The sequence below is a fragment of the uncultured Algibacter sp. genome, from assembly GCF_963976535.1.
GTDB lineage: Bacteria > Bacteroidota > Bacteroidia > Flavobacteriales > Flavobacteriaceae > Algibacter_B.
Genome location: NZ_CAXBLF010000043.1, coordinates 1 through 20,386 on the forward strand (window position 1 = coordinate 1; position 20,386 = coordinate 20,386).

Genomic DNA, 20,386 nt, shown 5'->3' on the forward strand with positions numbered 1-20,386 from the left:
GTGACCGCGAAGGGATTCGAACCCCCAACCCTCAGAGCCGAAATCTGATATTCTATCCAGTTGAACTACGCAGCCTTTTTTTAGTATTCAGTATTCAGTATTCAGTATTCAGTATTCAGTATTCAGTATTCAGTATTCAAAACTAATTTTTTGAATTTAAAATATTGGGTAACATAATAATATTTGTTAAGCTAATTTTGCTTTTACTATACTAGAAATGGTCTTTCCATCTGCTTGTCCTGCTAATTCCTTGCTCACCATACCCATAACTTTACCCATGTCTTTCATGCCCTCTGCTCCTATTTGATCTATAGTTGCAACAACAACTTTTTCAATTTCTTCATCAGTTAGCGCTTCAGGTAAAAACTGGCTAATAACTTCTGCTTCGTCTATTTCAGGTAATGCTAAGTCTTTCCTGTCTTGTTCTAAATAAATTGCAGCACTGTCTTTACGTTGCTTGACTAACTTTTGAAGTATTTTAAGCTCTTGTTCTTCTGTTAAATCTTCTTTTGCTCCACTTTCTGTTTGCGCTAATAGAATAGCTGATTTTACAGCCCGTAATGCCGTTAAAGCTATTTGATCTTTAGACTTCATAGCTTCTTTTAAAGCCGTCATAATATCTTGTTGTAAACTCATAATATATTGTTTAAAAGAAATGCGAAGATAAAAAAAAGTTAGATGCTTGAAGCTAGAAGCATGAAGAAAAAGAAGAAGTAATAAAAAAGATTCCCTCCTTCGAGGGAATAAAAAAATATATTTAAAGAAAAACCCAAAAAGTTGAGGGAACTTTTCGGGTCATTAAATAACACACTAGGTTAAATTCGAATAAATCAGTCTACGTTATCGTGTAAAAATGAATTATTGCTTCTTAACTGGATATCGTCGTTATCATCTAAACCAATACTTGTTCTTGACATATCCGTTTCTGATGAGTGTTTAGCTTCATTTAAATTTACACCTTGACGTCTGTAAGCTGGTACTTTTTCTATATCATCAATTTTAGCGCTATTAAATTTATAATTAAAGTCTTTCATTTTGCGTCTACGTTCCTCAGCACGTTCTTTTAATAATTCAGAAATAGGACTATTCATAGGATCTATTTCCTCAGCAACTTCTTCATCAAAAACAGATTCTTTAATAATCTTCTTTTCAAAAACAACTTCTTCATCAACTTCTTCTAAAACTTCATTTGACACTTGTTGAGTTTGGTTTATTGAAGATTCTACTTCAACATAATCATCTAAAGCATAGCGAATATCGCCTTCTTCATTGGTCTCGTTAACTGTTATTAACTCAACATAATCATTTACTGCAATATCTTTAATATCATCAGTTAAATCATAAGAAACTACATCTTCTTTTTGTTCATTTATGTCTTCACTTGATGCTGATAATGGCAAATCGAAAGTTAATGTGATTTGTTGCTCTTCTTCAATGTAATCTGAAATCACTTCAATATCCTGAACATCTTCTATATCAGTAACCATTCTAGTAACTGGCTTGATTATAAAATCTTCATCTTCTTCAAGATTAGCAATGTTCGCCCTTACCTCATCATAAACCACATTAATATTCTTAATGATTTCTGATGTAGATATTAATTCTAAATCGCTATATGACTCTTTAACTTCTTCTTTTTTAGAAAAAATCATGTCTTCCTCAGTTTCTAAATCTAAAGTATGACGAACAACTGGTGCTTCCTTCTTTTCTTCCAATACAATAATTGGTTCAATAACAACAGGTTCTTTTTCTATTGAATCTAAATCTTGTTCTTCACTTAATGAGTGTACAACTTTTTTAGTTTCAGTGTTAGTAATTTCATCTTGTTGTTCAATATTAAACCCAGTAGCAATAATGGTGACTGCAATAGATTCTTCTAACGATTCATCTTCACCAACACCCATAATAATGTTAGCACCGTGACCTGCTTCATTTTGAATATGATCATTAATCTCTCCTATTTCATCAATAGTTATTTCTTGTGCACCAGAAACGATTAGCAGCAATACGTTCTTAGCTCCGGTTATTTTGTTGTCATTTAACAAAGGTGAATCAAGCGCCTTACGAATAGCGTCTTGCGCACGGTTTTGACCTGATGCTAATGCAGATCCCATAATAGCAGTTCCACTATTACTTAATACGGTTTTAGCATCACGTAAATCGATATTTTGTGTGTAATGGTGTGTAATAACTTCAGCTATACCACGAGCAGCGGTAGATAGCACTTCATCAGCTTTAGAGAATCCTGCTTTAAAACCAAGATTGCCATAAACTTCACGAAGTTTGTTATTATTAATTACTATTAAAGAATCCACTACATTTCTTAATTTTTCAATTCCTTTTTGAGATTGCTCAATACGCATTCTACCTTCAAATTGAAAAGGCATAGTAACAATTCCAACTGTTAAAATGTCTAAATCTTTTGCCATTTTAGCAATAATTGGTGCAGCTCCCGTTCCTGTTCCGCCTCCCATTCCTGCAGTAATAAATACCATTTTGGTATTAGAGTCTAGCATTTGAGAAATATCATCAAAACTCTCAACCGCAGATTGCTCGCCAATATCCGGATTTGCACCTGCTCCTAAACCTTCAGTTAAATTAAGACCTAGTTGAATCTTGTTTGGAACTCCGCTATTTTGAAGCGCTTGTGCATCCGTATTACAGATATAAAAATCTACACCTTTAATACCTTGTTGGAACATGTGGTTAATGGCATTACTACCACCGCCACCAACACCTATGACTTTAATGACATTGGATTGGTTTTTAGGTAAATCAAATGAAATGTTTGTTTCGAATTCTTTTTTGCTGCTCATAAAATTCTGTTTTTCTGGGGGTTTTGTACTTTATATTTTTAATTCAATGGATTATCTTTGCGCCATCTGGCAACTTCACTAAAAATGTCCACTGGACATTTTCTTTACGCTCGTTCCTACTCTGCGTTATCTAAAAAATCTTTCACGCGCTCTGTTAACTTATCTAGGAATGAGCGTCTCTCCTTAATAGGTTTTTCCTCAATGTCTTCTTCAACTGACGTTTCTATTTCATTTACAACTTGCTCTTGTTGCTCTATTTTATTTCGTTCTTGTCGTTTTAAACCATCTAATACTAATCCAACTGCTGTTGCGTATAATGGACTTGTTACATCATCATCACTATCGCCAGCTAAATGCTCGTTAGGATATCCTATTCTGGTATCCATTCCTGTTATATATTCAACTAACTGCTTTAAATGTTTTAGTTGGCTACCGCCTCCTGTTAAAACAATACCTGCAATTAGTTTTTTCTTTTGCTCTTCGTGTCCGTAGTTTTTAATCTCCACATACACCTGCTCAACAATTTCTACAACGCGCGCATGAATAATTTTTGACAGATTTTTTAAAGTGATTTCCTTAGGATCTCTACCTCTTAAACCAGGAATAGATACTATTTCGTTATCTTTATTTTCACCTGGCCATGCTGAACCAAACTTGATTTTTAATAATTCAGCTTGCTTTTCAATAATAGAGCAACCTTCTTTTATATCTTCTGTAATGACGTTGCCTCCGAAAGGAATTACCGCTGTATGACGAATAATTCCATCTCTAAAAATGGCTAAATCTGTAGTTCCACCACCTATATCAATTAAGGCTACACCAGCTTCTTTTTCTTCTTGACTTAAAACAGCATTAGCTGATGCCAAAGGTTCAAGCGTTATACCTTCTAAGTTTAATCCTGAACTTTTCACGCAACGTCCTATATTTCTAATAGAAGATACTTGCCCAACAACGACATGGAAATTCGCTTCTAAACGACCGCCGTACATCCCTATTGGTTCTTTTATTTCTGCTTGACCGTCAACTTTATATTCTTGTGGTAATACATGAATAATTTCTTCACCAGGAAGCATCACCAATTTGTGAACTTGATTAATAAGTCTATCAATATCATCTTCATCAATAACCGTTTCAGAATTTGAACGTGTTATATAATCACTATGCTGTAAGCTGCGAATGTGCTGACCCGCAATACCAACGGTAACATCCTCAATCTTGATATCTGCAGCAACTTCAGCTTCTTGAGCCGCTTGCTGTATGGACTGGATGGTTTGCGTAATATTATTTACAACCCCACGATGCACACCTAAACTTTTAGATTTACCAATACCTAAAATTTCAACCTTGCCGTATTCGTTTTTACGCCCAATCATTGCCACAATCTTTGTGGTTCCTATGTCTAATCCTACTGCTAAATTAAGTTCCATAGCTTAAATTTTGGTACATATTACTTGATTTTCAAACTGTAAATTCACTTTACTATAATTATTAAGTGTATTATCTTTTTGATTTTTTTTATAAAATGCTTTTAGGTTGTTAATTTTTTTATTCAAAAATTTTTCATCACCTAATAACACTAAAAAACCACACTTTCTAAGCCTTAAATAAAGCTTCTTATTAATATCTTGATGAATCTCAAAAACATGTTTTTTCAAGAATTCATCATTCTTAATTTTACGTGCTATTTTAAAGACGTTTTTTAAATTATTTTTGTCAACATAACCAGTAACTAATGGTACTCTTGCTGAATAATTTTTTGACAACGGCATAAATAAACCTTCGTCGTCAATGTAATAAGACGCATTTGCACTTACTCTTGCAATAGGTGTTTTTTGTTCTATTTCGGCGTTAAGTGTACCGTTTACAGCGATATACACTTCAGCAGTTTTTATCATTGGATTAGATTTGAGGGCTTTTTCTAATTCATTCAAAACTAAAGTTTCTTTAGGCACGTTTTTAATACCTCCATAATTTTGTATTAACAATTTACTAACAGTCTCATTAGTTATAAAAAGATTGTTTTCTCCAATGAATTTCACATTGGGTTTAGATATGATTCTATTGGCATTTCTAGCAGAAGCAAATGCAAATAAAAAGACCACTACGCCTAACAAAACAACTAGTTTTATGTAATTCCAATTAACTCGCAATACTAAATTCTTTTTTAATATGTTTCACTTCTTCTCCTATATCACCAGCACCAATAGTTAAAATAACTTGAGCACTACTTTCATGTATTTTTAACAACAGTTCTTTTTTACTTACCAACTGTTTGTTTTTATTATTTATTTTATCTAGTAACCATTTTGAAGTCACACCTTCTATTGGTAACTCTCTAGCAGGATAAATATCTAATAAAATCAACTCATCAAATTGCGACAAACTCTTTGCGAAATCATCAACAAAATCTCGTGTTCTAGTATATAAATGTGGTTGAAAAATAGCTAGTACTTTTTTATTAGGATACATTTCTCTAACCGCTTGATGTACTGCATTAATCTCTTCTGGATGGTGTGCATAGTCATCAATAAACACAAAATTATCCGTTTTGATATGATAAGTAAATCTGCGTTTAACTCCTTTGTAAGATGCTAAAGCTTTGGCGAGCTGTTGGTGCGGGCAACCATATTCCACAGCCATCGCCAAGGCTATTAATGCATTCGACAAATTATGTCTACCAGGTAGGTTAAATTGTAAATTTTCAAGTACAGTTTTTGGTGTTTTCACATCAAAAACATAAACACCGTTTTCTATTTTTATATTTTGAATCGTGTAATCTGAATCGTCTTCAATACCATAAGTAATCCCTATTAATGGCAATCCGTTTCTAACAAATAATTTTCCATTAGGCTTTATGTTTTTCGAAAAGTCTACAAATGACTTTTTTAATTCTGAAGCATCACCATAAATATCTAAATGATCAGCATCCATTGAAGTAATACATGCTAAATCGGGTGATAATGTTAGGAATGAACGATCAAACTCATCAGCTTCAACTACTGAAACTTCTGTTCCATTTAAAATCAAATTAGAATTATAATTTTCACTAATACCTCCTAAAAAAGCAGTTAATGGCACATTACACACATTCATCAAATGCCCTAAAATACTTGTTGTTGTCGTTTTTCCATGAGTTCCAGCTACTGCTAAACAAAACGTGTTCGCAGTAATTAAACCTAAAGCTTGAGAGCGTTTTATAACATTAAAGTCATGGTTTTTAAAATAATTTAGCTCTTCATTACTTTTAGGAATAGCTGGCGTATAAACAACTAATGTTTTTTCAATATTTTGAAATACAGGTTTAATATTTTCAATAGCATCTTTGAAATGAACCTCAACACCTAAATCTTGCAAACCATCAGTAATTTCAGTTTGAGTTTTATCATATCCCGCTACATTTTTATCATTCGCATGAAAATAACGCGCCAAAGCACTCATGCCAATACCGCCAATGCCAATAAAATAGATGTTATCCCATCCCAAACCCTTCCCAAAGGGAAGGACTTTTTTAGTGTATGATATGCTAGTTTCTTTCTTATTCATTTTTTTAGTTTCTTCCCTTTGGGAAGACGGAAGATGGGATTAGAAGCTTTTCAACCTCGTCTGCTATGTCTTTTGTTGCATTTATTAATGCTAGTTTCTTTATATTAGCACCGAACTCTTTTTGTTTTTCTGGTGAAGCCACAAGCTGTGAAAACTTATTTTCAAAATCAGCATCTAAATCTTCTTCTTTAATTATAATTGCCGCATCTTGATTAACAATAGACATAGCATTTTTAGTTTGGTGATCTTCGGCAACATTTGGTGATGGAATAAAAATAACTGGTTTCCCTACAATACATAACTCTGAAACTGAACTTGCACCTGCCCGAGAAATTACTATATCTGCCGCTGCATAAGCAAAATCCATATTATTTAAAAACTCATATACCTGAACATTTTTTATGTTCCCATAAATTTTATATTGTTGGTAATACAACTTACCACATTGCCATATTATTTGAATATTCTGTGTATCAAAAAAATCTAATTCATTTTCGATTAGCTCATTAACCCTTCTAGCACCTAAACTTCCTCCAATAACTAAAAGCGTATACTTCCCGTGTTTTAAGTCAAAAAAGTTTTTAGCCTCGACCGTTTTAGTTTCAATATCTAACAACCCTTGACGTACTGGGTTACCTGTTTTAACAATTTTATCTTCGGGAAAAAATCGCTCTAAACCATCATAGGCAACACATATTTTTTTTGCTTTTTTTGATAATAGCTTATTTGTAATTCCAGGGTAAGAGTTTTGTTCTTGAATTAATGTTGGAATCTTATTTGAGGCGGCCACTTGTAATAATGGTCCGCTTGCAAAACCACCTGTACCAATAGCCACATTTGGTTTAAACGATTTTATGATTTTACGAGCATTCCAAAGACTACTAATTAATTTAAAAGGAAAACTTAAATTCTTCAAAGTTAGCTTACGTTGAATACCAGAAATCCATAAGCCTTTAATATTAAAACCTGCTTGGGGCACTTTTTCCATTTCCATTCTATCCTTAGCACCAACAAATAAAAACTCAGCGTCTGGAAAACGAGATTTTAACTCGTTTGCAATGGCGATTGCAGGATAGATATGACCTCCTGTTCCGCCTCCAGATAATATGATTTTCAATATTTTAGATTTACGATTTCCCATTTACGATTTACGATTACGCATTGTTTTAATAGACGCAACTACAATTGATAATAATTCATTTCCTTCTGCATGTAATCTTTTCATTTCTATATGCTCTTTATCACTTACCTCCAATAACAACTCTAAGAAATACATACTCTCATCTGCCTCCTCTTCAACAATTTTTAATTTATTTATAAAATCTGCTGTCGATTTTGCTCTACAAGCTGCTCTATAATTAGCTCCTACCGAGCTAGAACATCTAATCAATTGATTACAAAACGCATTATACTCTCTTGAAACAGGAAACTTAGTACAGAGATTCCAACAATCTGCCGCATATTTCTTAGTTCTATTTTTTAATATTTGTTTCATATCTCAATTCGTAATTCTAAAATCGTATATCGTGAATCAAATAGCTTCAGACAAAATTTCTAAAGGATTTTCTTCACTTATTTCTTTTTCTTTTATTTCTTCTCGTTTGGCACTAACACTTAATATGATTCCTATGGCTAAACAAGTCATCCAAATAGAGGTACCTCCACTACTTATTAGTGGTAAAGTTTGTCCTGTAACTGGAAATAATTCAACAGCTACAGCCATATTAATTATGGCTTGAAACACTATAGGAAGCCCAACACCTAAAACCAGAAGCTTTCCAAAAATGGTATCAGATTTTTGAGACACAATAACAATTCTAAAGAGTAACCACAGGTATAGAGTCATAATTACAACCCCGCCAATTAAACCATACTCTTCAATAATAATTGCAAAAATAAAATCTGATGATGATTGTGGTAAAAAATTCTTCTGCATACTTTTTCCTGGACCTACTCCTTTAATACCTCCTGTTGCAATAGCTATTTTTGCTTTTTCTATTTGATAATCAGCTTCAGTATCTTCAGGGTTTGAAAAGCTCTCAATTCTACCCATCCAAGTATCAATCCTATTTGGCATTGCATCAGGAAACGCCTTAGCCATCAATACGAATAAGGTTAAAATCAAAATTCCAGAACCTATAATCACAGCCAAATACCTTAATGGATATCCACCTAAAAAAACCAGCATTAATATCATTAAAAACATAATTGCTGCTGTTGAAAAATTAGCAGGAAGTATCAGTATCAGTACCAAAAAGACTGGTGCCCAAAGCGGTAAAATTGATGCTTTAAATGTTATAATTTCGTCCTTCATTTTCGACATATACCTTGCTATATACACCATTAAGACAACTGCTGCTAAAGTTGATGTTTGAAAAGACATACCAACAAAAGGAATCTGTATCCACCTACTAGCATTAGCTCCATCAATAGTTTTTCCTTGAAGAATGGTTAACCCTAACAATACCAAAACAACGGGAATCATAATTAATGATAACCCTTTGAAATATCTGTATGGTATTTTATGTACACCATAAATAATTGCAAAACCTAAAACCAAATGCACAAAATGTTTTACAAAAAACGTAAAAGTGCTACTGCCCGCACCTTTGTAAGCTAAGTTACTTGCTGCGCTATAAACAGGCAAAAACGATAGTATTGCTAATAGCGCTACAATTGCCCATATTAATCGATCTCCTTTTATGTTTTTAAATATCTGATTCATTGTGTTTTTAACACCTTTAACTTTTTACCCTTCCGAATTCAAACTCTTATTGGAGTTTGAATCCACCTTCCCTTTTTAAGGGAAGGAATTGTTAATTATTATACTTTTATCTTTCTATTAACACCTACACCGTTTTTGAAACCTTGTAGGAGAAAGTCTAGTCTATTTACCATAATAGTTTCTTCCCTATGGGAAGATTAAGATGGGCTTCATTACAGATTTCTTACAGCATCTTTAAATTGACGTCCTCGATCTTCATAATTTTCAAACAAATCAAAACTTGCACAAGCAGGAGACAACAACACATTATCGCCAGCCTCAGAAACCTTATAAGCAATTTTTACTGCTTCACTCATAAACTGCGTTTCAATTATAACATCAACCATATTTCCAAACGCGTTCATTAATTTTTCATTATCAACACCCAAACAAATAATAGCTTTTACCTTTTCATTTATAAACGGAAATAACTCTTCATAATTATTCCCCTTATCAACACCACCAACAATCCAGACCGTAGGTGCGTCCATGCTTTCTAAAGCATAATATGTTGCATTAACATTTGTTGCTTTTGAATCGTTTATGTATTGTACTTTGTTAATTTTCAATACATGTTCTAAACGATGCTCAACACCTTGAAAATTCTCTAAACTTTCTCTGATAGTTTGTTTTCTAATTTTTAATAAATGCGCCACAGTAGAAGCTGCCATTGCATTTTTAATGTTGTGCTTTCCTTCTAATGTAAGATTTGTTGTTGGCATAATTATTTGATTATTATTTATTGTTAGTCTAATGTTTTCTTTATCTAAATACGCACCGTTTTCAATAGGTTTTACTAATGAAAATGGCAATAATGTGGATTGAACTGGATTGTTTTTTAAATGATTAACAATGACTTCATCATCAGCATCATAAATCAAATAATCATCTTTTGTTTGATTCATGGCGATTCTGAATTTAGAATGGATATAATTTTCAAATTTGTAATCATACCTATCTAAATGGTCTGGTGTAATGTTTAGTAATACAGCAATATTTGGTTTAAAATTAATAATATCATCTAACTGAAAACTGCTTATTTCCAAAACATAATTTGAAAAACCTTCTTTTAAAACCTGTTTAGCAAAACTATCTCCAATGTTTCCAGCTAAACCCACATTTAATTCTTGTTTTAAAATGTGATGTGTTAAGGTTGCTGTGGTTGTTTTACCGTTACTTCCTGTTATTCCAATAATTGTAGCATCGGTATATTTTGCAGCAAATTCAATTTCAGAAACTATCGAAATATTTTTTTTACGAATTTGTTTTACCAAATCTACTTTATCAGGAATTCCAGGACTTTTCATAACGATATCCGCATTCAGAATTTTAGATTCAGTATGCGTTTCATCTTCCCATTCAATCTCATTATGTATAAGAACTTGTTTGTACTTTTCTTTTATTTTTCCTTTATCGGAAACAAAAACTTTGTATCCTTTCGCTTTTCCCAAAAGCGCTGCTCCGACCCCACTTTCTCCTCCGCCTAATATGACTAAAAGCCCCTTCCTAAATCCTTCCCCAGAAGGGAAGGACTTCTCACTGTTATGGGTATTCTTTTCGTTTTTCGTTTTCATTTCATAAGATTCCTGCCTTCGCAGGAATTTGTTACCGTATTTTTAATGTCACAATAGAAAGAATTGCCAGCAATATGCCTACAATCCAAAACCGCGTAACTATTTTACTCTCGTGATATCCTGATTTTTGGTAATGGTGATGCAATGGCGACATTTTAAAAATGCGACGCCCTTCTCCATATTTCTTTTTGGTATACTTAAACCAACTGACCTGCATAATCACCGATAAATTTTCTGCCACAAAAATGCCGCACAACACAGGTATTAACCATTCTTTACGAACTGCAATGGCTATAACAGCTATTATTCCACCTATAGTCAAACTACCTGTATCCCCCATAAACACTTGAGCAGGAAATGTATTATACCAAAGAAAACCAATCAATGCACCCACAAAAGCAGCTATATAAATTGTGATTTCTTCTACTCTTGGGATATACATGATATTGAGATACTCCGAGAAAATAATATTACCCGAAACCCAAGCAAAAATTCCTAAAGTAAGCACAATGATTGCCGAAGTTCCTGCAGCCAGACCATCAATGCCATCTGTTAAATTAGCACCATTTGAAACGCCTGTTACAATTACTATGGTAATAAGAATAAAAATCACCCACGCATATTTTTCTAGATCTGGATTAATCCATGTAATTAAATCCGCATATTCGAATTCATTTCCTTTTACAAACGGAATGGTCGTTTTAGTAGATTTTACTTCTTCTTTAAACAACTTTGAAGCTTCTATATCTGGATTCTGAGCTAAAAGCACGCGCTGTTCTTCTATGGGTAATTTTTCTTTCATCGTTACATCTTGATGAAAAAATAATGTTAAACCTACAATTAATCCCAATCCAACCTGTCCTAAAACTTTAAAGCGTCCTTTTAATCCATCTTTATCATTTTTGAATTTTTTGATATAGTCATCAATAAACCCGATGGTTCCCATCCAAAGGGTTGTTACTATTAGAAGGATGACATATATGTTCTCCAGTTTTGCCAATAACAATACAGGAATTAAAGTCGCTAAGATGATAATGATTCCGCCCATAGTCGGCGTACCTGCTTTTTCTTTTTGCCCATCGAGTCCAAGGTCTCTAACAGTTTCGCCTACTTGCTGCTTTAATAAAAATCGAATAATTCGTTTACCATATATAGTAGAAATTAACAGCGACAAAATCATAGCCAAAGCTGCTCTGAAGGTTAAAAACCCAAAAAGTGTGGCTCCAGGAAGTTGAAACTGTTTTTCTAAATATTCAAATAGGTAATATAACATCTGTTCTTTTTTGAGATTCTTCGACAAGTTTCACTTGCTACTTTCAATAAAAATATATTTTCATTTCAGTAATGCTCTGAATGACATTTATTTTTGTAATTGTTTTAAAAGTTCTTTTACTATTTTAAGGTCATCAAAATCAAAACGTTCTCCTTTAATTTCCTGATAGGCTTCATGCCCTTTTCCTGCTATTAAAATAATATCGTTTGGTTGTGCCATTTGGCAAGCTGCTTTAATAGCTTGCTTTCTATCTTCAATAGTTAATGTTTTTTTAAAATTTTGAGGGGCAACTCCTGCTTCAATGTCATTCAAAATATCTTCAGGTTTTTCACTCCGTGGATTATCACTTGTAAAAATCACTTTGGTACTTAAAGCCGAAGCGATATGTCCCATTTTAGGTCGTTTAGTTTTATCTCTATCTCCACCACAACCAACAACCGTAATAAGCTCTTCGTTTTTTGTGCGGATACTATTAATAGTTTCTAGTACATTTTTTAATGCGTCAGGTGTATGTGCATAATCAACTATTGCAGTGATTTTTTCACCTGAAATCACATACTGAAAACGTCCGCTCACACTTTCTAAATCACTTATCAACCGAAGTATTTCTACTTTTTCAAGTCCTAATAATTCCGCGGTAGCATAAATAGCTAAAACATTATAGGCGTTAAAATTTCCGATAAGTCTTGTCCAAACTTCACTTTCATTAACCTTTAATAACAACCCTCCAAATTGATTTTCTAAAATTTGAGTTTTATAATCTGCATATTGTTTTAAAGCGTAAGTGTATTTTTTAGCTTGGGTATTTTGTAGCATAACCGAGCCATTTTTATCATCGATATTTGAAAGTGCGAAAGCTTGACTTGGTAATTCATCAAAAAACTTCTTTTTAACATCCCTATATTCTGCAAATGTTTTATGATAATCTAAATGATCATGAGATAGGTTAGTGAAAATTCCACCTTCAAAATGCAAGCCTTCGGTTCTATATTGATGAATACCATGAGAACTCACCTCCATAAAACAAAACTCCACACCTTCAGCGTTCATTTCACTCAAGTATTTGTTGATTGTTAGAGAATCAGGAGTGGTATGTGTTGCTTTATATTCAATTTCATCAACCATAATTTTTACAGTTGAAAGTAACCCAACTTTATATCCTGCTTTTTTGAACAACTGATATAACAAACTTGTTACTGTTGTTTTACCATTTGTTCCTGTAACTCCAACAAGTCTTAAGTTTTCTGATGGATTTTCATAAAAATTTGAAGCTATAATAGCCAATGCTTTATTAGAATTATCTACTTCAACATAAGTAACACTATCGTCCAATTTTTTTGGTAAACTTTCGCAAACTACACTTGTCGCTCCGTTTTTTATAGCTGTATCAATGTAATCATGACCATCGGCCACCAAACCACGAATAGCAACAAATAAATGATTGTTTTCAACTTTCCTAGAATCAAAATTAACAGCATGTATATTTATGCTTGTATTACCAACCACAGCATTTAAAGTAACCTTATACAATATGTCTTTTAATGCTATCATGATGCTTTTAAAACTACAGTTTGATTATTTTTAAGTTTTGTGTTTTTATTTACCGACTGCCCTTTAATAACTCCTCTTCCATTCAATTTAACTCTAACATCGACCTGCATATTTTCTAATAAAGCCAATGCATCCATAGCTGGCATACCTACTAGATTTGGCATAATGGTTTTATATGTTTGAGCTGTTTTATAAAAGCTTTCATATTCATTTTCTACTGCTCCTATTTTAATTTCTAAAGATTCAATTTCATCTATTAGAGGTGTATCTGTATATATTTTTTGAGCCACTCTTTTAAATACTGGTCCTGATACATCTGCACCATAATAGCCAACACTTTTATCAGGCTCATGAATTACCACAATACATGAGTATCTTGGGTTTTCGGCAGGAAAATAGCCCGCAAAAGACGATATGTAGTTTAGTTTTTCTTTATCTCGATAATCTTTTTGACAGGTCCCTGTTTTACCAGCCATTGAAAAGTTTTCAGAATATAATCGATGCCCAGTCCCATGTTTCTTTTCAACCACATTCTTAAGTAATGTTTGTAACTTTGAAATGGTTTCTTTTGAACAAATTTGCTTATTAATAACCTCCCTTTCAAAAGGCTCAATAACCTTATCAAACGCTTTTACTTCTCTTAAAAATCTTGGTTTAACCATAACACCATCATTCGCCACAGCATTATAAAAGGTAAGGGTTTGTAATGGCGTAAATGAGACACCGTAACCGTAAGCCATCCATTGCAATGCAATACCACTCCAACGTCCATTTTTAATTCTTGGATCAGGAATAATTGGTTTTGGCTCACCTATTATTGGTAAATTCAAATCATTATTCAGATTCATATCATACAACCTATCAACAAACTTTTCAGGTTGCTTTCTATAAGCTTGGTCAATAGCTTTTACAATACCTGTATTTGAAGACACCTCGAATGCGTTGGATACAGATATTTTTCCATAACCACCATGTTTAGAATCGCGAACTTTTTTTCCGTAAAAGCTTAAAACTCCTTTTCCTGTATCTACTACATCACTCGTATCGACTAGCTTGTCTTCAAAAGCTGCAGCAAGTGACATAAGTTTAAACGTAGAACCCGATTCATGACTTTCGCCAACCGCATAATTTAAACGCTCATAATAGTGCCCGTTTTTATTTCTTCCTAAATTTGAAATTGCACGAATTTCACCTGTTTTAGTTTCCATAACTACAACACATCCATGGTCTGCTTTATATTTTTCTAATTGTGCTAGCAAAGCATGATGCGCTATATCTTGTATGTTTACATCAATTGTGGTGTAAACATCATAACCATCTTTAGGCTCGATTTCATTAGCATCACTTAAAGGTTTCCACTGCCCTTTTCCTATTTGTTGTTTTTTACGTTGCCCATCAACACCGCGCAAATACTTTATTCCGAAAGCGCCATCAATCCCTGGTCTAGTTACATTTCCTTTATCATCAATACGCTCATAACCAATGGTTCTTTGTGCAATGCCACCCATAGGATGCTCGCGCTTTGTAGTTTGCTCAACTATTAAACCACCTTTAAAAGCACCAAGATTTAGTAATGGAAAATTTCTTAATCTGATATAGTCAGAATATCCAATATTTCTTGCCAATAAATAATACCTGTTCTTATTAGCACGAGCGCGTCTAATATCTTTTTCAAGCTTGTTTGAAGATTTCCCCGAGTATTTTGATAATGAATCGCAAAAAGGTTTTATATGTTTTTCAAAGGTTTTATTTGAAGATGTTAAAGCATCTAAGCGAATATCATATTTAGGAATTGAAGTTGCCAACAAATTTCCATTCACAGAATACACATTGCCTCTGTTAGCAGGAATTATAACATTTTTCACAACACGCTCCGTTGCTTTTGCTCGGTAAAAATCACCTTGAATAAATTGAATACTTAACAACTTAAACACTACAGCAATTCCGAAGATGAACATACATCCAGCTATAAAGTACAAACGGTTTAATATGTTTTTCTCGTTTACTGCCAAGGTTGTGTTTTCAATTTTGTGTTAAAATGTCAATTATCAAATACTACCACCATAATAAAACGCCCTTTTTTGCATTTCTACTTCAAAATAAAAAGGAACCATAGCTCATGCTATGCTTAATTTTTTTTTCTTGTATAAATAGTAAAAAAATCATTTTCTTTTATGATTCTATTATTTAATATTTGACATGACTTTTATTTTTTTTGGCGGAATTACTGATGGCGCCAACCCTTTATCTCTCATTACCGTTATTACATGCGATTCCATTTTAAGCCTCATCAGCTTTGAACGCCCATCAACAAAAGCGGATCGCATTTCTTTAACTTCATTTTTTAATCGTGCAATTTCATAGACCTTTTTATCTGCACTGTGCGAACTTGCAATCATTATTATAGCTAGTCCTGAAATAAACAGTATGAATCGCCAGTTTCTAAATGAATCATCACTAACTAAAAAAGTTCCCTTTAATATGTTATAGATATTTTTCTTCATTTCCCCATTGTCCTTCGGACATTTCCCCGAAGGGAAAAGAATTCCTAATTTATATTTATATTTTCATCCATTCTCGTTTCAGCAGAGTTTCCTTACCTTCGGGAAGGATTAAGGATGGGATTATAATTTTTCAGCAATTCTAAGTTTTGCACTTCTTGCTCTATTATTTATTTTAATTTCTTCCTTAGAAGGAACTATCAATCCATTTACTTTTTTAAGCGGTACTTCAAAATTCCCGAACATATCACGCTCTGGCTCTCCTTCAAACATGCCGTTTCTAATAAAACGCTTTACCAACCTATCTTCAAGTGAATGATAGGATATAAGACTTAATCGACCACCAACTTTTAAAGTCTCCGGAATTTGCAATAAAAACTCCTTTAAAACCTCAATCTCTTGGTTAACCTCTATTCTAATCGCTTGATAAATTTGAGCCAATACTTTATTTTCATAACGTGGCGGCAAAAACTTTCTTAAAACCGTTTTTAACTGTTCGCTAGTAATAATGGGTTCTGTTTGCCTGTTCTCAACGATTAACTTTGCCATTGCTGGAGCCGCACGCAACTCACCATATTGCAAAAACACTTGCTTTAACTGCGCTTCTTCATATTCATTAATCACATGAAAAGCAGATAGTTTATTTTCTTGATTCATACGCATATCCAAATCTGCTTCAAATCTTGTAGAAAATCCACGTTCCGCTACATCGAATTGATGCGAAGACACACCAAAATCTGCCAGAATTCCATCTACCTCTTTTACACCGTGAAATCTCAAAAAGCGCTTAACAAATCTGAAATTTTCATGAATCAGCGTAAATCTTTCATCATCAATTGTATTTTTAAGAGCGTCCGAATCTTGATCAAATGCAAAAAGTTTCCCTTTATCACCAAGTCGTTTTAATATTTCCTTACTGTGACCACCACCACCAAAAGTCACATCCACATAAACACCATCAGGGTTTATATTCAACCCGTCAACAGTTTCTTTTAGTAGTACTGGATTATGATATTCCATGGTCATCATCGTCTTGTCCCATTACTTCTTCAGCTAAATCTGCAAAATCATCAGATGCATCATCAATAGCTTGTTCATATAAATCTTTATCCCAAATTTCAATAATATTGATTGCCGAAGCCACTACAATGTTTTTTGAAATGTTTGCAAAAACGGTTAAATCTTTTGGGATTAACAATCTGCCATTCACATCAACCTCAACCATTTTAGCGCCTGCAGTAAACCTTCTAATAAAATCGTTGTTCTTTTTTTTAAACTTATTCAGCTTATTCATTTTCTGCATCAACACCTGCCATTCGGTCATCGGATAAAGCTCTAAGCATTTTTGAAACACCGATCGACGCCATACAAATCCATCTTGCAAAACTGCAGAAAGTTGCTTTTTGATAGACGCGGGCATCATTAATCTGCCTTTAGCATCAACTTTACAATCGTATGTTCCTGTTATTAAATCCAATGCGGTTTACTGACTTTTAAACGTTTAAGTTCCAAATATATTGAAAATTATCCCACATTCTACCACTAAATACCACTTTGTTAATAAATTTTCGATTAAGCATGTTTTTTATCCGATTTCCACATTAACAATCCCACATCAACAAGACCTTAGCTTCAATTTGAGTTTTTAATATTTGAATAGACGCATTGTTAATATTTATAATTTGTAGTTCCTCCTTAAAGCATTCACATTTTTGCTCGAAAACAATAATTATAGTAGAAATATGAATGAAATACCTATATTTGTTTTTATCCAATTATTGACTAACTATTAATGACGCACTGTTTAAAAAAAGATAAAAATTACAGCTATATTGAAGCAGGTGAAGGCACACCTATTATTGTGTTACATGGCCTTATGGGAGGTCTAAGTAATTTTGATGCTGTCACTGATTTTTTTAGCAATAAAGGCTATAAAGTACTTATACCCGAACTCCCACTTTACAGCATGTCTTTAATTAAAACTAACGTCAAGTATTTTGCAAAATATCTACATGACTTTATTGAATTTAAAGGCTTTAAAGAAGTTATTTTATTAGGAAATTCTTTAGGTGGACATATTGGTTTATATCACACTAAACTTTTTCCTGAAAGTGTAAAAGCACTTATTATTACTGGAAGCTCTGGATTATATGAGAACGCTATGGGCGGTGGTTATACAAAGCGTAGAGATTATGAAGTGATTAAAAAGAAAGCACAAGATGTTTTTTACGATCCTGCGATAGCTACAAAGACCATTGTAGACGAAGTTTACGACACTGTTAATGACCGTAATAAACTCATAAAAACTTTAGCTATTGCGAAAAGTGCTATAAGACACAACATGTCTAAAGATTTGCCGACTTTAACAACACCAACTTGTATTATTTGGGGGAAAAACGATGGTGTTACACCTCCTGAAGTTGCTATAGAATTCAATGAATTATTACCAGATTCTGAGTTATTTTGGATTGACAAATGCGGTCATGCTGCTATGATGGAACATCCTGATGAATTCAATAAGATACTTGATACTTGGTTGCAGAAACGTGGGTTTTAATCCTCACCCAGAACTGTGAAAAACAGTTCTGACCCCTCCTTTGGAGAGGTGAAAAAGAACCTCAGAAAGAAATAAATTATATTAATTAAGATTCCCTTCTTCAAGGGAATAAAAAATATTCTACTTTGAAAATAAAATCTGCCGAATTTGTTGTAAGTAACTCTGATGTTACAAAATGCCCGAAAAGCAGATTGCCTGAGTATGCGTTTATTGGTAGAAGTAATGTTGGAAAATCTTCATTAATCAACATGCTAACAAGTAGGAAAAGTTTAGCTAAAACTTCTGGAAGACCTGGAAAAACACAGCTTATTAATCATTTTTTAATTAATAATAATTGGCACTTGGTAGATTTACCAGGTTATGGTTATGCACGTGTTTCAAAAAGTTCAAAAAAAATATTTCAAAAATTTATAACGCAATATTTTGGCTTGCGCGAACAATTGGTTACTGCATTTGTTCTAGTGGATATTAGACACAAACCTCAACCTGTAGATTTAGAGTTTATGCAATGGCTTGGAGAAAATGGCGTTCCATTTTCAATCATTTTTACAAAAGCTGATAAATTAAGACCTAAAGCTATAGAAAACCATGTTCAAGAATACAAAAACATTCTATTAGAAACTTGGGAAGATGTGCCCAATTACTTTATAACGTCGTCTTCAAAAGATATTGGGAAAGATGAAGTTTTGGGGTATATTAATGAATTAAATAACAATTTTACCCCGAGTTAGTTCTAAAATTTAAGTTAAACCTCTGCCATAATTGAACAAAACATTTGGCAATGTACTCCTATGAAAACAAATAATATTTCCAAAGAGCACATGGAAAAAACACTTTCTGAGCTCTTCAAAAAAAATAATTTCACACCTGAAAAAGCAAAATTATTGTCAGAAGTATTTACCGAAAACTCCCTTTGTGGTGTAACTTCTCATGGCATAAATCGCGTACCGCTTTTCATAGATTATATAAAGAAGGATTTAGTCCATAAAGATTCTGAAGCAAAAAAAACAGAGGCGTTAGGAAGTATTGAACGATGGGATGGCAATAACGGACCGGGTATTATTAATGCCGTAAAATGTACTAATCGCGCTGTAGAATTAGCCAAAACCAATGGGATAGGACTAGTCGCTTTAAGAAACACAAATCATTGGATGAGAGGCGGGTATTATGGATGGCAGGCAGCAGCACAAAATTGTATTTCTATTCTTTTTACAAACACAAAACCTAACATGCCAGCTTGGGGAGGCAAGGAATTGAAACTGGGAAATAACCCCTTTATTATATCAATTCCTAAAAAAGAAGGTCATGTTGTACTGGATATGGCTATTTCACAATTTTCCTTTGGAAAAATTAATGATTATAAATTAAAAAATGAAGAATTACCTTTTGAAGGCGGTTGGGATAATGAAGACAATCTAACCACAAACCCAGAGAGCATATTGAAAAGTGAGCGCAGTTTACCTATTGGTTATTGGAAAGGATCTGCACTTGCTATGATTTTAGATATGCTAGCCACAATTTTATCAGCTGGAAACTCAACATATAAAATTGGTTTAGACAAATACGAAACAGGCGTATCACAAGTATTTATTTGCATAAATCAAAAAACATTTAGTGATTCAACTTTACAAGAAAAGCTTTTAAATGAAATTATAGATTTTACACATCAAACAACACCTCTCAAACCTGGAGAAAAAACGTATTATCCTGGTGAACGCAGCTTAAAAACAAGAATAAAAAACTTAAAGGATGGTATTCCTGTAAATCAAAGTATTTGGTATAAAGTTCAAGGATTATAAAGAGAAAG

The 20,386-nt window shown here is 33.2% G+C and carries 18 protein-coding genes and 1 tRNA gene; 3 read left to right on the forward strand and 16 right to left on the reverse strand.

Annotation, left to right across the window (positions count from 1 at the left end; genetic code table 11):
* Position 1 precedes the first annotated feature (1 nt).
* The 16 genes from AAC024_RS11485 to mraZ form a co-directional block, all read right to left on the reverse strand.
* Positions 2–75 (reverse strand) — tRNA-Arg (locus AAC024_RS11485).
* A 111-nt stretch (positions 76–186) separates the two neighbouring features.
* Entirely contained in the window at positions 187–636 is a 450-nt protein-coding gene (locus AAC024_RS11490) for a GatB/YqeY domain-containing protein (protein WP_339895546.1), read from the reverse strand.
* 194 nt (positions 637–830) lie between these two features.
* Entirely contained in the window at positions 831–2,816 is a 1,986-nt protein-coding gene (ftsZ, locus tag AAC024_RS11495; protein ID WP_339895547.1) for a cell division protein FtsZ, read from the reverse strand.
* A 116-nt stretch (positions 2,817–2,932) separates the two neighbouring features.
* Positions 2,933–4,243: a cell division protein FtsA gene (ftsA, locus tag AAC024_RS11500; RefSeq protein WP_339895548.1), complete on the reverse strand. Its 1,311-nt coding sequence runs from the start codon at positions 4,241–4,243 to the stop codon at positions 2,933–2,935.
* A gap of 3 nt (positions 4,244–4,246) precedes the next feature.
* On the reverse strand, positions 4,247–4,966 hold the full coding sequence (locus AAC024_RS11505; RefSeq protein WP_339895550.1) for a hypothetical protein: 720 nt from the start codon (positions 4,964–4,966) through the stop codon (positions 4,247–4,249).
* On the reverse strand, positions 4,956–6,359 hold the full coding sequence (gene murC, locus AAC024_RS11510; protein WP_339895551.1) for a UDP-N-acetylmuramate--L-alanine ligase: 1,404 nt from the start codon (positions 6,357–6,359) through the stop codon (positions 4,956–4,958). Before murC ends, AAC024_RS11505 begins: the two co-directional genes overlap by 11 nt.
* 4 nt (positions 6,360–6,363) lie before the next feature.
* Positions 6,364–7,500 carry an undecaprenyldiphospho-muramoylpentapeptide beta-N-acetylglucosaminyltransferase gene (murG, locus tag AAC024_RS11515; RefSeq protein ID WP_339895552.1) on the reverse strand — a complete coding sequence of 379 codons (1,137 nt, stop codon included), beginning with the start codon at positions 7,498–7,500 and terminating at the stop codon, positions 6,364–6,366.
* A complete protein-coding gene (locus AAC024_RS11520; RefSeq protein ID WP_339895554.1) occupies positions 7,501–7,854 on the reverse strand; it encodes a four helix bundle protein in 354 nt (117 codons plus the stop codon).
* Between the two features lie 36 nt (positions 7,855–7,890).
* On the reverse strand, positions 7,891–9,084 hold the full coding sequence (locus tag AAC024_RS11525) for an FtsW/RodA/SpoVE family cell cycle protein (RefSeq protein WP_339895555.1): 1,194 nt from the start codon (positions 9,082–9,084) through the stop codon (positions 7,891–7,893).
* Between the two features lie 212 nt (positions 9,085–9,296).
* Positions 9,297–10,697, reverse strand: coding sequence for a UDP-N-acetylmuramoyl-L-alanine--D-glutamate ligase (gene murD, locus AAC024_RS11530; protein ID WP_339895556.1), 1,401 nt, complete (start codon positions 10,695–10,697; stop codon positions 9,297–9,299).
* Between the two features lie 31 nt (positions 10,698–10,728).
* Complete coding sequence (gene mraY, locus AAC024_RS11535) at positions 10,729–11,970, reverse strand: phospho-N-acetylmuramoyl-pentapeptide-transferase (RefSeq protein WP_339895557.1); 1,242 nt, start codon at positions 11,968–11,970, stop codon at positions 10,729–10,731.
* Positions 11,971–12,057: 87 nt separating this feature from the next.
* Positions 12,058–13,521 (reverse strand): UDP-N-acetylmuramoyl-L-alanyl-D-glutamate--2,6-diaminopimelate ligase, encoded by a 1,464-nt coding sequence (locus tag AAC024_RS11540; protein WP_339895559.1) that lies wholly within the window; start codon positions 13,519–13,521, stop codon positions 12,058–12,060.
* On the reverse strand, positions 13,518–15,479 hold the full coding sequence (locus tag AAC024_RS11545) for a penicillin-binding protein (protein WP_339895576.1): 1,962 nt from the start codon (positions 15,477–15,479) through the stop codon (positions 13,518–13,520). The genes AAC024_RS11540 and AAC024_RS11545 overlap by 4 nt, the downstream gene beginning before the upstream one ends.
* A 225-nt stretch (positions 15,480–15,704) precedes the next feature.
* Entirely contained in the window at positions 15,705–16,025 is a 321-nt protein-coding gene (locus AAC024_RS11550) for an FtsL-like putative cell division protein (RefSeq protein ID WP_339895560.1), read from the reverse strand.
* 120 nt (positions 16,026–16,145) lie between these two features.
* Positions 16,146–17,042: a 16S rRNA (cytosine(1402)-N(4))-methyltransferase RsmH gene (rsmH, locus tag AAC024_RS11555; protein ID WP_339895561.1), complete on the reverse strand. Its 897-nt coding sequence runs from the start codon at positions 17,040–17,042 to the stop codon at positions 16,146–16,148.
* On the reverse strand, positions 17,029–17,499 hold the full coding sequence (gene mraZ, locus AAC024_RS11560; RefSeq protein ID WP_339895562.1) for a division/cell wall cluster transcriptional repressor MraZ: 471 nt from the start codon (positions 17,497–17,499) through the stop codon (positions 17,029–17,031). The genes rsmH and mraZ overlap by 14 nt, the downstream gene beginning before the upstream one ends.
* A gap of 315 nt (positions 17,500–17,814) precedes the next feature.
* On the opposite strand from mraZ, the gene AAC024_RS11565 reads away from it, so the two are divergent.
* From AAC024_RS11565 to yiaK, 3 genes are all read left to right on the forward strand, one after another.
* Positions 17,815–18,579 (forward strand): alpha/beta hydrolase, encoded by a 765-nt coding sequence (locus AAC024_RS11565; protein ID WP_339895564.1) that lies wholly within the window; start codon positions 17,815–17,817, stop codon positions 18,577–18,579.
* Between the two features lie 125 nt (positions 18,580–18,704).
* A complete protein-coding gene (yihA, locus tag AAC024_RS11570; protein ID WP_339895565.1) occupies positions 18,705–19,310 on the forward strand; it encodes a ribosome biogenesis GTP-binding protein YihA/YsxC in 606 nt (201 codons plus the stop codon).
* Between the two features lie 60 nt (positions 19,311–19,370).
* On the forward strand, positions 19,371–20,378 hold the full coding sequence (yiaK, locus tag AAC024_RS11575) for a 3-dehydro-L-gulonate 2-dehydrogenase (protein WP_339895566.1): 1,008 nt from the start codon (positions 19,371–19,373) through the stop codon (positions 20,376–20,378).
* Positions 20,379–20,386: the final 8 nt, after the last annotated feature.

What these genes read in the sequence shown, in the direction of transcription:
- AAC024_RS11540 (WP_339895559.1), bottom strand. Translation starts at nt 13,521, where the DNA reads ATGATAGCATTAAAAGACATATTGTATAAGGTTACTTTAAATGCTGTG.
- AAC024_RS11490 (WP_339895546.1), bottom strand. Translation starts at nt 636, where the DNA reads ATGAGTTTACAACAAGATATTATGACGGCTTTAAAAGAAGCTATGAAG.
- murC (WP_339895551.1), bottom strand. Translation starts at nt 6,359, where the DNA reads ATGAATAAGAAAGAAACTAGCATATCATACACTAAAAAAGTCCTTCCC.
- AAC024_RS11545 (WP_339895576.1), bottom strand. Translation starts at nt 15,479, where the DNA reads ATGTTCATCTTCGGAATTGCTGTAGTGTTTAAGTTGTTAAGTATTCAA.
- ftsZ (WP_339895547.1), bottom strand. Translation starts at nt 2,816, where the DNA reads ATGAGCAGCAAAAAAGAATTCGAAACAAACATTTCATTTGATTTACCT.
- AAC024_RS11525 (WP_339895555.1), bottom strand. Translation starts at nt 9,084, where the DNA reads ATGAATCAGATATTTAAAAACATAAAAGGAGATCGATTAATATGGGCA.
- mraY (WP_339895557.1), bottom strand. Translation starts at nt 11,970, where the DNA reads ATGTTATATTACCTATTTGAATATTTAGAAAAACAGTTTCAACTTCCT.
- yiaK (WP_339895566.1), top strand. Translation starts at nt 19,371, where the DNA reads ATGAAAACAAATAATATTTCCAAAGAGCACATGGAAAAAACACTTTCT.
- AAC024_RS11565 (WP_339895564.1), top strand. Translation starts at nt 17,815, where the DNA reads ATGACGCACTGTTTAAAAAAAGATAAAAATTACAGCTATATTGAAGCA.
- AAC024_RS11520 (WP_339895554.1), bottom strand. Translation starts at nt 7,854, where the DNA reads ATGAAACAAATATTAAAAAATAGAACTAAGAAATATGCGGCAGATTGT.
- murD (WP_339895556.1), bottom strand. Translation starts at nt 10,697, where the DNA reads ATGAAAACGAAAAACGAAAAGAATACCCATAACAGTGAGAAGTCCTTC.
- AAC024_RS11550 (WP_339895560.1), bottom strand. Translation starts at nt 16,025, where the DNA reads ATGAAGAAAAATATCTATAACATATTAAAGGGAACTTTTTTAGTTAGT.
- rsmH (WP_339895561.1), bottom strand. Translation starts at nt 17,042, where the DNA reads ATGGAATATCATAATCCAGTACTACTAAAAGAAACTGTTGACGGGTTG.
- ftsA (WP_339895548.1), bottom strand. Translation starts at nt 4,243, where the DNA reads ATGGAACTTAATTTAGCAGTAGGATTAGACATAGGAACCACAAAGATT.
- murG (WP_339895552.1), bottom strand. Translation starts at nt 7,500, where the DNA reads ATGGGAAATCGTAAATCTAAAATATTGAAAATCATATTATCTGGAGGC.